Origin of the sequence: Planococcus chinensis (assembly GCF_042681545.1) — a bacterium.
Taxonomy (GTDB): domain Bacteria; phylum Bacillota; class Bacilli; order Bacillales_A; family Planococcaceae; genus Planococcus; species Planococcus chinensis.
In genome coordinates this window covers 515,654-528,856 of the sequence record NZ_JBHUFW010000002.1, presented here as the reverse complement: position 1 = coordinate 528,856, position 13,203 = coordinate 515,654, and the positions used below count along the sequence as shown (strand labels likewise).

The 13,203-nt window shown below is 50.1% G+C and carries 15 protein-coding genes; 2 read left to right on the top strand and 13 right to left on the bottom strand.

Annotated features, from left to right (window positions below):
- Window positions 1-104 precede the first annotated feature (104 nt).
- Window positions 105-968, bottom strand: a complete 864-nt coding sequence (locus ACFSDB_RS02505; RefSeq protein ID WP_204891182.1) for a VLRF1 family aeRF1-type release factor — start codon at window positions 966-968, stop codon at window positions 105-107.
- A 159-nt stretch (window positions 969-1,127) separates the two neighbouring features.
- Between ACFSDB_RS02505 and ACFSDB_RS02500 the strand changes: the two genes are divergently transcribed.
- Window positions 1,128-1,439 (top strand): DUF3243 domain-containing protein, encoded by a 312-nt coding sequence (locus ACFSDB_RS02500; RefSeq protein ID WP_204891183.1) that lies wholly within the window; start codon window positions 1,128-1,130, stop codon window positions 1,437-1,439.
- Window positions 1,440-1,456: 17 nt separating this feature from the next.
- Here ACFSDB_RS02500 and ACFSDB_RS02495 read toward each other — a convergent pair whose 3' ends face one another.
- Both ACFSDB_RS02495 and ACFSDB_RS02490 read right to left on the bottom strand, forming a co-directional pair.
- On the bottom strand, window positions 1,457-2,725 hold the full coding sequence (locus ACFSDB_RS02495; RefSeq protein WP_204891184.1) for an MDR family MFS transporter: 1,269 nt from the start codon (window positions 2,723-2,725) through the stop codon (window positions 1,457-1,459).
- Between the two features lie 44 nt (window positions 2,726-2,769).
- Window positions 2,770-4,896 carry an ATP-dependent helicase gene (locus tag ACFSDB_RS02490; protein WP_204891185.1) on the bottom strand — a complete coding sequence of 709 codons (2,127 nt, stop codon included), beginning with the start codon at window positions 4,894-4,896 and terminating at the stop codon, window positions 2,770-2,772.
- A 68-nt stretch (window positions 4,897-4,964) separates the two neighbouring features.
- Here ACFSDB_RS02490 and ACFSDB_RS02485 point away from each other — a divergent pair, with 68 nt between their 5' ends.
- Entirely contained in the window at window positions 4,965-5,126 is a 162-nt protein-coding gene (locus ACFSDB_RS02485) for a hypothetical protein (protein WP_204891186.1), read from the top strand.
- A 49-nt stretch (window positions 5,127-5,175) separates the two neighbouring features.
- Here the strand turns inward: ACFSDB_RS02485 and ACFSDB_RS02480 are convergent, their stop codons facing one another.
- From ACFSDB_RS02480 to ACFSDB_RS02435, 10 genes are all read right to left on the bottom strand, one after another.
- A complete protein-coding gene (locus ACFSDB_RS02480) occupies window positions 5,176-5,376 on the bottom strand; it encodes a YwbE family protein (protein ID WP_204891187.1) in 201 nt (66 codons plus the stop codon).
- 91 nt (window positions 5,377-5,467) lie between these two features.
- Window positions 5,468-6,679, bottom strand: a complete 1,212-nt coding sequence (locus tag ACFSDB_RS02475; RefSeq protein WP_204891188.1) for a DUF2382 domain-containing protein — start codon at window positions 6,677-6,679, stop codon at window positions 5,468-5,470.
- 197 nt (window positions 6,680-6,876) lie between these two features.
- Window positions 6,877-7,842 (bottom strand): glutaminase, encoded by a 966-nt coding sequence (locus ACFSDB_RS02470; RefSeq protein WP_204891189.1) that lies wholly within the window; start codon window positions 7,840-7,842, stop codon window positions 6,877-6,879.
- 58 nt (window positions 7,843-7,900) lie between these two features.
- Window positions 7,901-8,506, bottom strand: coding sequence for an alpha/beta hydrolase (locus ACFSDB_RS02465; RefSeq protein WP_204891190.1), 606 nt, complete (start codon window positions 8,504-8,506; stop codon window positions 7,901-7,903).
- Window positions 8,507-8,675: 169 nt separating this feature from the next.
- Window positions 8,676-9,560, bottom strand: coding sequence for an Hsp33 family molecular chaperone HslO (gene hslO, locus ACFSDB_RS02460; protein ID WP_204891191.1), 885 nt, complete (start codon window positions 9,558-9,560; stop codon window positions 8,676-8,678).
- A gap of 6 nt (window positions 9,561-9,566) precedes the next feature.
- A complete protein-coding gene (locus ACFSDB_RS02455) occupies window positions 9,567-9,809 on the bottom strand; it encodes a DUF896 domain-containing protein (protein WP_204891192.1) in 243 nt (80 codons plus the stop codon).
- A gap of 18 nt (window positions 9,810-9,827) precedes the next feature.
- Window positions 9,828-10,310 carry an RrF2 family transcriptional regulator gene (locus ACFSDB_RS02450; protein WP_204891193.1) on the bottom strand — a complete coding sequence of 161 codons (483 nt, stop codon included), beginning with the start codon at window positions 10,308-10,310 and terminating at the stop codon, window positions 9,828-9,830.
- Between the two features lie 132 nt (window positions 10,311-10,442).
- Window positions 10,443-10,976, bottom strand: coding sequence for a chromate transporter (locus ACFSDB_RS02445; protein WP_204891194.1), 534 nt, complete (start codon window positions 10,974-10,976; stop codon window positions 10,443-10,445).
- Window positions 10,973-11,536, bottom strand: coding sequence for a chromate transporter (locus tag ACFSDB_RS02440; protein ID WP_204891685.1), 564 nt, complete (start codon window positions 11,534-11,536; stop codon window positions 10,973-10,975). The genes ACFSDB_RS02445 and ACFSDB_RS02440 overlap by 4 nt, the downstream gene beginning before the upstream one ends.
- Window positions 11,537-11,565: 29 nt before the next feature.
- Window positions 11,566-13,170: a gamma-glutamyltransferase family protein gene (locus tag ACFSDB_RS02435; RefSeq protein WP_204891195.1), complete on the bottom strand. Its 1,605-nt coding sequence runs from the start codon at window positions 13,168-13,170 to the stop codon at window positions 11,566-11,568.
- Between the last annotated feature and the right edge of the window lie 33 nt (window positions 13,171-13,203).

Here is a 13,203-nt window from a genome sequence, read left to right as displayed (position 1 = left end):
TCAGTATACCGGGGTGTGAAAATAGAAAAAACCCCAAATGGGGTCACTTTTATAAAGTGTCTACCATTTGGGGTTCAGTTCAATTCACGCCGGAGCTTTCTCATTTAAACTTCAAACACTTCATGGAGGATTTTCCCTGGATCGTTATTGAACAAGTTCTTGTAGACACAGTTCTTCGGTTTGTCCTGCAGCGTCTTGCTGAACGATTTCGCATGTTCAGCATCGCCGACTACATGGATTTCCTCCCATTTACGCTCTTTTTTCAGCTTTTCGATTTTGCCGCCCATGCTCTTGTAGAACCGTTCCAGGTTCTCCCGTAAGCGGTGGTCCAGCTCATCTACTGGGCTCCCGCCGACCGTTCCGCCGACTGCCGGGCTTGTTCCGCCAGCACCCCCGGCGCCTGTTCCCGGTCCAGATGACCGGCCTTGTATACGTCCGGATGTACGTACTCCTTGCTGTTCTGTCCAGACTTCCAATCCGGAATCAAATTCGTAGAAAATCTCCTCATTGATGATGCCCATCGAAGTATCGAGCACCCGGATCCCTTTCAGGCTCGGCATCACAATGCCAGCATACGGATAAGCTTTATACATATACCGCAACTGGTCCAATTGCGGTGTTTCTTCCCAGTAGAAATTGTTCTTTACCGATATTTGTACATATCTGACCCACCAGAGGTTCTCAGTCGGGGAAGCGAATATGACGACCCCTTTCTGCAATTCACCTTGATGGTCAATGATTTCGCGCTCAACCTTCTTCTTCAAATCCCGGTAAGCCTTGAGCTCTTTTTCGTTTTTCGAAGCAGTGAGGTATTCATCCAGCCGCTTCAAGCCGTTCTTTAAGTGGATTTTCCAAGCCCCGTTCTGGGCTTCTGAATCTGCAGGATTGGTATTCAGATATACGCTTAGTACACAGCGGTCTTCACATCGAAATGCTTTTAACTTCTGGATCTCATCGTATAGTATCATAAAATTCTCATCCTCCTTAAAATCCATGCTAGTGTATCCGTTCCCTTAAGACTTCTACGTTAAACTGTGCAATCCTTCTTTTTTAACAATTCAGACGTTTAAAAGTCGTTGAGTGAGGTAAACAAAGAGTGCAATGAAAAATAAAGGAGAGTGTAAAAAATGGAAAACGTAGACAAAAAAGTAGAAGATAAACTAAAGAATTTTGACGACGAGAAAAAAGAGGATATCCTAGCGAATTTCGAGAAATTCAAAAGCTATTTAGGTTCCAAAGTCGAAATCGGCGAAAAAATGGGCTTGAGTGAAGAACGTTTGGCTCAGATCACAGAAAAAGTTGCAGGCTACCTGGCGAAAAACGAGGATCCGAAAAACCGCGAGGAATATGTACTGCAGGAATTATGGAAAGTCGGCGATAAAGAAGAACAGCACATGCTGGCTCACATGCTTCTGAAAATGGTTCGTAAAGACTCATAAGCCAAAAACGCCTTCCCTTAATGGGAAGGCGTTTTTTCAAACAGTTCGAACATCCAATAATAAATCAAGCCGCTTGCGGCCGCGAGAATTGCGAGTATCGTGAACGTCCATCCGAACCCGAACCATGCCGTCATTGGAATCGACATCGGTGCAATCATCCGGCCGATCGTGTAGCGCATGCTGGCTGCAGCAAAATACTGACCGCGCATTTCTTCAGGCGCCAATTTTGAAATGAAGCTCTGCTGGACACCAACGACCATCAATTCAGCAAAAGTGAAAACCGCCATGGCTAAAACGAACATCCAGAACCAGTCAGTAATCGGAAAGAGCAGCATCGACACGCCATACAGCATCGCTGACATGAAGAAGACCCATTTTTCCCGGAACCTCGTCATCCACCTGGTGATGATGACGGTGAACAAAGCCACCAAGAGGCCGTTCTCTGACAATAGCACCCCAAAAGACGTCTCCCCTGTCACATTCCATTCTTTTCCGAAAACAGAAGCCACAGTCTGCACATCTATCGTTTCTTTCAAATAGACCGGAATTAAAAGGTCCAGCTGCATGAAAGTCTGCGCCCCCAATATCCCGGCAACGACAAACAGCAAGAATAGCTTGTCCTTGAATATTACGCCGTATTCCTTAACCTGTTTGGCGACCGCACCGGCGAAACCGGTGGAAACTTCCGCTTCCCATTTCTCTTTTACGCTCTCCGGCAAGGTTTCATTGGTATAAAGCCGCAGCACGAATCCGAGCACCATCGAGATGACGGCTACTATGAGCAGCAGCTCGAACCGATAAGAGAAAAACAGCACGGCCCCGAACAACGGCCCGACGACTACGGCAATATTCAATGTCGTATAGAAAATGGCAAAAACATCGCTCCGGTATTTTTCCGGAATGACGTCGGCAATCATCGCCTGGCTTGCCGGCCAGTACAGCGAGCCGCCCATCCCGGCAATCGTGAAGGCGATAAAGCCGAGCATCGGCGACTCGAGCCAAGGCGAATTGGCGTAAGCGAACAGCAAAAACGCCAGGCCCTGGCCGAACGATGCGAAAACGAGCATTGTCCGGCGCCCGAACCTATCAGCACAATAGCCGCCAACCAAGTTCGCCGCTACGGAGAATACTTGCGACACGACCAGCAGCAATCCGGCCGTGCTTTTTCCGAACTCCTCGGCAAAATATATTGCGAGGAACGGAAAGACCATCCAGTAACTTGTGTTCATAAAAAATTCGCCAATGAGGCGAACTTTTAAATTTCTATTCCAATCTCTAATTCTCATGTCCATTTCCCCGCGTTCTGTAAACTTCCCATTCCTTTTGCCGGTTACCCGATCACTTCCAGCAACTTATAGCTGAGGCATATGTCGATCATCAGCTCTTTCCGCTCTTTTGCAAATTGGATGACGATGCGCTCGTGGTCCCGTTCGATGATTTCCCCGGCTCCGAATACCCGGTGGCGGACTTTGGCGCCTTCCACCAGCTCATCGTCCGCCTGGACCGCATTCGGATTGTCCGGCACTTTCACTTTGATCGGCGTCTGCACTGCAGCCCGCTTCGGTTTCGGCTGGGTTCCAGCCGGCAAGATGATATCCCGGACTTCATCAACAAACCGGGATCCACTGTCAAAGCTGATCAGCTCCAGGTGCTTTTTCGCCCGGGTCATGCCGACATAGAACAGCCGGCGGGCTTCTTCGAGCAGGTCCGGCTGCTCTGTATCTTCTTCTGTCGGGATGACGCCTTCCACTAAATCGATCATGTAGACACGGTCAAATTCAAGCCCCTTTGAACTGTGGAACGTGGACAAGGTCAGCATGTCGTCCGTTTTCTCGGCTTTGGCATTTTGCGTGACTTGCTCAAGCTCCTTGAGCCGTTTTGCAAATGCCACCATATTGTCAAGTGGTGCTGCAATCTGTTCAAGCGTTATAAGGATTTGCTCCAAGTATTGCAGGCGCATGCCGAACTTCTCCGCACGGCTGGCAAGCATCTGATCGTACCCTAAGTCCGCCCGGATCGTGCGGATCACTTTCAACGGCTTCATATTGTTTAATGCACTGAACCATTTCTTCTGCTCCCCCAGAATCTTGATCTGGTAATCTTTCAGGGTCACGCTGAGATTGATTTCATCAAACGCATTTTTTTCAGTCGGCTTCATGCGGCTTAAACTTTTCAATTGGCTGCCGGACCAATAGGCATTGGTCTTCGATGCAATTTTAGCATAGATATCAACTCGCTCCGGCTTCAAGCTGAAGCGCATAAAGTTCAGCATATCTTCGACAATCCAATGCTGGAAAAAGCGATTATCTGCATCTTTCATATAAAAAGGGATGCCCAGACGGTCCAATTCGCTCATCAGCAGCGTCGAGGAAGAATTATTGCGGTACAAAATCGCCACTTCCCCGAAATTGTTCAGTTGCTTCAATTCTTTCATGACGTATTGGAGCTGGGCATCTTCGGAGGCCAACCGTTTGATGACGATCGGGCTTCCGGCAGGCTCTTTGGTGAACATATTCTTGTCGTGGCGTTTTTTATTCGCTTTTATGAAGATATTGGCGGCGTCAACGATGTTTTTCGTCGAGCGGTAGTTCCGTTCCATTTTCATGACGTACGCATCCGGATAAACCGTCTTGAATTTCAAGAGATAGGTCGGTTCCGCCGCACGCCACGTGTAGATGGACTGGTCATCGTCCGCAACGACGCAAAGGTTGTTGTGGCGCGCCACCAGTTTTTCGACGATGGCATGCTGGACCATGGAAGTATCCTGGCTTTCATCAGTCATCACGTAATCCCATCGCTGCTGATATTTGGCAAGCAATTCCGGGTTTTTCTCCAATGCCTCGTTTGCCAATGACAGCATATCATCGAAATCAACTAACCTAACGTCATAGTTTTCTTTGAACGCTTCATACGTTTTCGCGATTTCAACTGCTCCGTCAAAAGGAGCGGCCAGTTTATGCCACCCCTCCCTCGGCGCCATCTTGTTTTTGATGAAGCTGATGAATGATGTCAATTCATCCAACTGGTCATCGGTGATTGGCTCGCCGACTTCGGTTTCAAACATTTCACGGAGCAGGCGCTTTTTATGAAGCCCGTGGCTTTCGCTGCCTTCGATCATGATGTACCGGGAATCCGCGAAATATTCACGAGTGATTTGAAAAGCCAAGCTGTGGATAGTAGAGAAATCAACTGGTGCAAGTTTTGGAAAAAAACGCTTGTAGCGCTCTTGCATATCCAGGGCTGAGGCCTTGCTGAACGTGATTGCCTTGATGCGGCGCGGATCAACTTGCTTCTCTTCGATCAAATAGCCGATGCGCATGATCATCGTTGTCGTTTTGCCCGATCCCGGACAAGCCAGCAGGAGAAGGGGCCCTTCTGTGCGCTCGACTGCCTTGCGCTGTATTTTATTCAGCTCGACTCCAAGCTGTTTTTGCTTCCGCTCAAAAAAATTGCTCATACGACATGGCTCCTTCGCATTTTCAGTCCTTTTATTTTACCACAGAAATGCGGAGGATTCGCCGGCTTATGACCCCGAGAATCTGGGCGCTGGAGACTGGACACAACGAAATGCGCAAGCGCCCCGGGAGATTCGACGGGCATAAGACGGACCGGCGAAGCGGCGCTCCTTGCCGCACAGCCGGGTCGGCTTATGACCCCGAGAATCTGGTCGCTGGAGACTGGACATAAAGAAAAGGCTCCACTAGGTGAGCCTTTTCAATCATCTCATTTCCGTACCTTATTTCTCGCTTAGAATTTCACAAACACGGCCAACTTGCCCGTCTTGAAGACGGACTTTGATGCCGTGCGGATGCGTGGGCGAATTGGTCAATAAATCTTTGACGATGCCGCGGGTTTTCTTGCCGCTCCGCTGGTCCTGTTTCAAGATGACGTTGACTTCGAGACCGGGTTTGACATCGCTTCTTTTCTTGCCGTCCATAGCAACTCCTCCAAACTTTCCTCTTCTATTATATGCCAGATGCAGAAAAAAAGACGGGGAGATTTCCCCCGTCCCGTTCCTGCTTTATTTATTAGAAACGATCTTTCCGGTTACGGTCCAAATCATCCAGGTCGTCGTCACGCTTGTTAAAGGTAGTGCCTTCGTCGATATCCGCTTCTTCTTTGCGGACCGTTTCACGCACTGTTTCGGTATCCTGGACTTTTTTCTTGCCGACAACGATTTCTTCGCTGACGACGTCGGTTTTAGAAACTTCCACACGCTCTTCCGTCAATGGAATGTGGATTGTATCACCTTCCTGATAAGCCGCAGCGTCCGTTCCGCTCACTTCTTCATCAACCGGGCGCCGTTCAACATATACTTCTTCACGCTCTACCGGCACATCAATCGATTGCTCACTTTCCACGACGTGCTTGCCGACGTTCACTTCACCTGTCTGGACGCGGTCTTTGTTGACATGCAGACGCTCTTCATGAAGGCGCAGGCGCTCTTCTTCCGTTGCATTGCGGTCCAAATCGTTGTCACGGAAATCATTGTCTCTGAATTCATTGGTAGTACGGTCATCTCTTCCATTCATGCGATCACTCTCCAATTCATTGGTTGCAGAAAAGTCATTAACGTCACGTTCACTTCGTCCATCTACAGAAGCACCTGGCCCTAGGCCGAATCCTGTTCCTGTATCACGGCCGACCCCAGCTGTCTCGTCCTCATCCAGACGGCGTGATGCTGCTACATCGTCTGAATCGATCAATCCACGGTCGCGGTGGTAGTTGATGTCATTTGATTCATTCGTGTCCACTGTCAGGCCATCGCGGGCAACTGTTCCCGAATCGCCATAGCTGCGCGGTTCGCCTGAATCGGCTGCTCCGACATATCCTGCAGCTCCGGTAGTGTTGTTCAACGGGTCGCCATATACGGAACTTCCGCGCTGCGTATTGTTGTTCGAATACGTATCCCCGATTTCCTGGTCAACGAACAAGAGGATTTTGCCGTTCTGCACATCGCGATAATACCGGTCCGCCTCCTGATCGTCTACGCCCATACCGGAAAATGCTTCTCGTACAGGTTCATTTCCGGAAAGGAAGCCCATGAATTTGTCCATCCAGCCGCCTTCTGCAGATTTGTAATCCACATCTGTCCGGCCGCGGACCATTGAAAGCTGATCCTTATCATGTGCCATGACGTACATATGGTCTTCGGAAATCCCTTGTGCTTTCAAGTCTTCGATTTTTCGCAATACTTCGGTTTCGCTGTCAAACGTCCCCATAAACTTATTGTTGGCCATTTTCCATTCCTCCAATTTTGTATGTGTATCGTTGAAAAACCTTGCTACTTTGAAGATACCCGGACGAAAATTCCTTAAACATTTTATTGATTTTTAGGGACTGATGTATTATAATGCACGAAATTGTCATCTCCATGCAATACTTCTCCTTTTTTAATAAAAAAAGCGGCCTGCAATTGCTGGTTGCAGGCCGGCTACTAAAATATGCTTAAATCCCATTCCTTTGAAATCTGCCTTAGCATCATCGTGCCTGCGGCGCTATTACCCTGCACATCGATTGCCGGTCCGTAGACGCCGATTCCGGCACCGGCACGAAACTCATTTGTCTGCGAATGGAGCTTCGGCGGCACGGCTGCCATGATGCCTCCCGACACACCGCTCTTTGCCGGAATGCCGACATGCGCTGCGAAATTGCCGGACGAATTGTACATCCCGCACGTCACCATCAAGACTTTCGCCACTTGAGCAATTTCTTCAGAGAAATGCTTTTCTTTGGTGATCGGATTGAATCCGTCATAGGCGATGATCAGGCCGATCAGCGCCAGATCCTTGACGCTGATCTTAATGGAACACTGCCGGATGTAAATATCCAGCGCCTCTTCGACTTCGATATCGAGAAACTTCGCTTCTTTCAGGTAATAGGCGAGCGCTCGATTGCGATGGGAGGTCTTCCATTCGGAATCGTAGACTTCCTTGTCCATTTCGAGCGGATGCCCGACCAGGCTTTCCAGAAAGTTCAGCAGGTATTCATATTTTTTCTGGCTTGTTGGTCCCGGCAACAGTGCGGAAACGGTAATAGCTCCGGCATTGATGAATGGATTGAACGGCTTGTTCGGCCGATGGATCTCAAACGGGATGATCGAATTGAATGCTTCCCCGGTCGGTTCAACATCAACCCGTTCCAAAACGAAATCCAACCCGTAATGGCAGCTGAGGGCAATGAACGTCAGCGCTTTTGAAATGCTCTGCAGCGTAAATTCTTTGTCTGTATCCCCGGCGCAGTAATAGTGGCCGTCTTCATCGACCATGCAGATGCCGAGAAGGCTCGGATCGACTTTGCCAAGCGCCGGAATATACTGCGCCGTTGTCCCGAGCACCGCATGCCCTTTGTTTTCCTTGACCCACGCTTCCAATTGTTGCTGGATGTGCTTGTTCTCCTGCATCTTATCCCTCCTCGAAAAAGTTGAAAGGCCCCTCTTGCATGAGAGGGGCCTTTAATTTTTATAGATTGCTGTCGTACCAGCGTTTTGCTGCTTCGACTTCCGGCATTGTCAATTGGTGGCCGTAGTTTTCCCAATGAAGGTCCACTTTTGCTCCTGCTGTTGCGAGAAGCTGCTGCAGGTCCGTGGATTCCTCTGCCGGGCAGATGGGATCGTTGGTTCCGGCTGCGATAAACACAGGAGTACCCGTCAAATCCGGCAGCTGCGCTTCGCGGTCCGGCACCATCGGATGATGAAGAATTGCGCCTTTTAACGCATCCGCATAGGTGAACAGAAGATTGGCCGCAATATTCGCGCCGTTGGAATAACCGACCGCTAAAACGTTGCTGCGGTCAAACCCATGCTCTTCTGCTGCTTTCCCGATGAAGTCATAAAGCTCTTTTGTCCGGAACTTCAGGTCTTCCATGTCGAATACTCCTTCAGCCAGACGCTTGAAAAAGCGCGGCATGCCGTTTTCAGAGACATTGCCCCTCACGCTTAGTACTGAAGCTTCAGGATCGATATGGGCTGCGAGCGGCATAAGATCCTGTTCGTTCCCTCCGGTGCCGTGCAGCACCAAAAAGACCGGTTTTTCCGTATTCGAACCTTGTTTGAATAAATGCTTCATTGCTGTTACCTCCTACATAATCAGGTCGCCCTGTTGGTTAGTTTCCCTTTTTGGCTTAAGATAAACTTATCTTGAATTCGAGATAATAATAGCATATCGCCTTTCAAAAACCAACCCATTCGCTCTCTTATCCAATAAAAAAACACCTCCGCAGCAGCGGAGGCGCTCTTTAAATGATGGTTTCTTCAAGCATGTCTTCCAGGTTTTCTTTCGTAAACAAGTACTTTTCATTACAGAAATGGCATTGCGCTTCAGCTTGGCCGTCTGTCACGATCATGTCCTGGATTTCTTCCGATCCAAGGCCGACAATGGCGTTGGAGATCCGGTCCCTTGAGCATTGGCATTGGAAATTCACTGGCATGGTTTCCAGGAACTTGACGTTCCCCGAGCCGAGCACTTCTTCCAGGATTTCTTCCGGCGTCAAGCCGTCGCGGACCATATTCGAAATCGTCGGGATTTCCGATAGGCGTTTTTCAATGCCTGAAATCACTTCTTCGGATGTTCCCGGCATCAACTGGATAATAAAGCCGCCAGATGCCTGGATGGTGTTGTCCGGGTTGACAATTACGCCGACGCCGACAGAGGATGGCACCTGCTCCGAAGTGACGATATAATGGGTGAAGTCTTCGCCCAGTTCGCCGGAGACAAGCGGCACTTGGCCGACAAACGGCTGAAGCAGCCCGATGTCTTTTGAAACCGATAGCGTGCCTTCAGTTCCCACCGCTCTTCTTACATCCAATTTTCCTTTTTCATTCAAATCGAAGTGGGTCTGCGGATTGGAAACATAGCCGCGGACTTCCCCTTTGGCGTTAGCATCCACCAGAATCGTTCCCAACGGACCGTTGCCGTTGATCTTGATCGTCAATTTCTCTTCGCCTTTCATCATGGCACCGAGCATGACGCTGGCCGTCATGGAACGCCCGAGTGCTGCTGATGCGGTTGGCCATGTATAATGGCGGCGCTGGGCTTCGCCCACTGCATCGGTTGTACGGGTTGCATAAGCACGGATTTGGCCGTCATAAGCCAAAGCTTTTACTAAATAGTCATTTTTCATCTATTTTCACGTTCTTTCTATAAGAGTGTAGGGTTTTGCATTTTTTACGTTTTTAGCTTTTTCAGGAGTTACATCTTTGCCGAGCGGATCAATGACAGTCATGTTCGTGACCGTGCTTTCGACCTGCCCGCGGATCTCTCGCAAATAATCTTCGCGAAGCACTTGCTGCTCCACTTTTTCCGCATTGGTCAATCCGGTTTCTTTCGCTTTTTTCGAAAGTTCATTTATTCTGGCCAAACTGGCGATCATCTCTTTCCGCCCCTTTCTTTAACATACCATTTTATCTTTCAGCCATTGCTCAAGCATTTCAGTCTGCCGGAGGAACCGCTGTTCCGTCATCTTTTCAGCAAGCGAGGCAATGGTTTCACGCTGCATAACCTTGGTCCAGGCCGTTTCTGCCTCTTCCATCAAACCGGCCAGCAAGCAGCTATCCTCTTTTGTTTCCAGATTCAGCATATCGCCCATGATCCCGCTTGGCGAGTACAGCGATTGCCGCCCTTCCACTGCAAGGTAGACATCATATACACAAATCTCTTCGGGCCGCTTCTGCAGCTTGAATCCGCCTTTGGCCCCCGGCACTGATGCGATGAGGCCGGCGCTGACCAGCTTTCTCAATAGTTTCTGGAAATAAGTCGGGGATGCATTCAATTGCTGGCTGATGGCTTCGCCCGGCAGCACGGCTTTGCTTGGCAGCATATTCAGCAAAAGAATCGCATACACCGATTGTTCCACTCCCGTTTTCATGTGCAATAGTTCCACCTCAATTCCATGCTAACGCGGATACTGTTTGTCCGCTTTGATTATCATAATTTATCTCGAAACAATAGTAAAAGAATCTGCTCAACATAAAAACCACCTGCATGATACAGGTGGTTCTGTTCTTTATAAGAGCCCGGAAATGCCCCCATAAGCGAGGGCGAGCAGGATGACAAATGCCGGATGGATTTTCCGGATCTCAAGCATCCAGTAGCTGACGGCTATAAGCACGATGGTCTGCACACTTCCTGAAGTTTCATAGGATGCCAGGAAGAACTGGAGCGTCATCGCGCCCAGCAGCACAGCGATGATCGGCCGGATCATTTTGGTGATGTTTTTGACTTTCGGTGAATCTTTGTACTTCATCAACGTCATCATCAAGCCGATCATAAGAATCAAGGAAGGCGCCACAGAAGCGAACAAACCAATTACGGATCCAAGGATGCCCCCTTCCATATAACCGATGTATCCTGCCATTTTGGTGGCAATTGGACCAGGCAATGCATTGCCGAGCGCCAGCACTTCCCCGAATTCCTGTGTCGTCATCCAGCCGTAACGGTCGACGACTTCTTTTTCCACCAATGGAATAGAAGCCGGACCGCCACCATACCCCAGGATGCCGGGAATGAAAAAAGCGAGAAAAATGGACCAATAGATCATTTGGCTGCGCCTCCCTTCCTGAATCCGACCAATACGAGAAGAAGTACGCCGACAATCAGAATGACCGGATGGACGTGCAGCACTTCCATAAGAAGAACGGATACAACGAGCAGGAACAACGCTCTTGGCCAGCCGAGCGACTGGCCGGATTTTTTGATGAAGTCCCAGGTCATGACGCCGAGCATGACGCCGACAACCGGCACCACTGCTGCAGACATGCTGTTTACCCATTCAACGCCCTTGAATTGCTGCAAAGCGCCAAGGAGCAGGATCATCAGCAATACCGTCGGCACGGCGACAGCGACCAAGGCGATGATGCAGCCGAGGATTCCGCCGACCCGGTAGCCGATATAACCTGCCATCTTCGTGGCAATCGGTCCAGGCATGGTATTTCCCAATGCCAGCGTGTCGCCGAATTCGTCTTCCGACATCCATTTATACTTCTTGACCGCTTCTGCATGGAAGAGGGGAATTGCCGATGGCCCGCCTCCGAACCCCAGCATACCGACACGGAAAAAGGCGGCGAACAAGTCGGTATTCGTTTTCAGTCCCGCGCCCATGCCCGGCTTCACCCGGTTTTTCCCTTCGGTTACCAAACAGCCACTGCTCCGTCGGTACGGGATTCTGTGCCGCCTGCCAGAACGCCCGTTTCAGGATTTCGCCAAATGATTTGGCCGCGGCCGAATGCGCCGCCGTCGGTAGCTACCTGGATCGCATGGCCTTTGCGGGCAAGGGCCTGCGCCAAGTAATTCGGGAAGTTCGGTTCCACCAAAATCGTCTTGTCCCCCATCCATTGCCATCTCGGCATATCCAGCGCTGCCTGTGGATTCAATAAATAGTCGACGGTGTTGGTGACCACCTGGAAATGCCCCTGCGGCTGCATATAACCGCCCATCACGCCAAAAGGCCCTACAGCCTTGCCGTCTTTTGTCAGGAATCCTGGAATGATGGTGTGGTAGGTGCGCTTTCCGCCTTTCAGGACGTTCGGATGCTGTTCGTCGAGCGAAAAGTCCGCGCCGCGGTTTTGCAGGCCGATTCCTGTTCCTGGGATAACAATCCCTGAACCGAAGCCCATATAATTGCTTTGGATATAGGAGATCATATTTCCTTCTTCGTCCGCTGCCGATAGGTAAACCGTGCCGCCTTTAGGCAATTCATATGGAACAGGCTGTGCCGCCTCTTCCCCGATTGTGCCAGCACGCTGCTTGGCATATTCTTCTGACAGCAAATGCTCGACACTCACCGGCATCGCTTCCGGTTCCGTGATAAATTCTTTGCCGTCTGTAAAGGCGAGCTTCATCGATTCGATTTGCTCATGATAGGTTTCGGCATTTTGCCACTTCGGCTCGTCAAGGTTTTTGAAAATATTCAACGCCATTAACGCTACCATCCCCTGGCCGTTCGGAGGAATTTCCCAGACGTCATAGCCACGGTAATTGGCGGAGACCGGTTCCACCCACTCCGGCTTGAACGCAGCTAGATCCTCTTTTGCCAAGAAGCCATTATGCTGTTTCATGAACGAATCGATCTTTTCAGCAAGCGGCCCTTCATAGAATGAGCGGGCATCCGTTTCAGCAATTTCGCGCAATGTCGATGCGTGCCCCGGGGATGCCCAGACTTCCCCGATTTCCGGCGCCTGGCCGTTCGGTGCGAATGTATCGAACCATGCCTGGTATTCTTCAGTCGTGAATGATGTTTTGAACTTTTCGTATGCCGCTTTCCAGTACTTTCCGAGGATCGGCGTCAGTGGATAGCCTTCCTCCGCATAGCGGATTGCCGGCTTGAGCGCTTCAGACAACGGCAGTTTGCCGAATTTGCGGGACAATTCCGCCCACGCTGCCGGCACTCCCGGCACGGTAACCGGCACTACGCCATGCACCGGCATCTTCTCATGCCCAAGCGATTTCACTGCATCTACCGAGATGCTTCCCGGCGCCGGCCCTGAGCTGTTCAGTCCATGGAGTTTGTCTTTTACCCATACCAGAGCGAAGGCATCGCCTCCGATTCCGTTGGATGTAGGTTCGACAACGGTCAGCGCTGCAGCAGTAGCGATGGCCGCATCGATGGCATTGCCTCCGTTTTGCATGACTTCAATTCCGGCTTGCGCTGCCAGCGGCTGGGAAGTCGCCACCATGCCTTTTTTCGAGAATACCGTGTGCCTCTTCGATTCGAAAGGATGTTGTAAATAGTCCATTGAAATACCTCCAGTTTCAAAATAAGAGCCAGC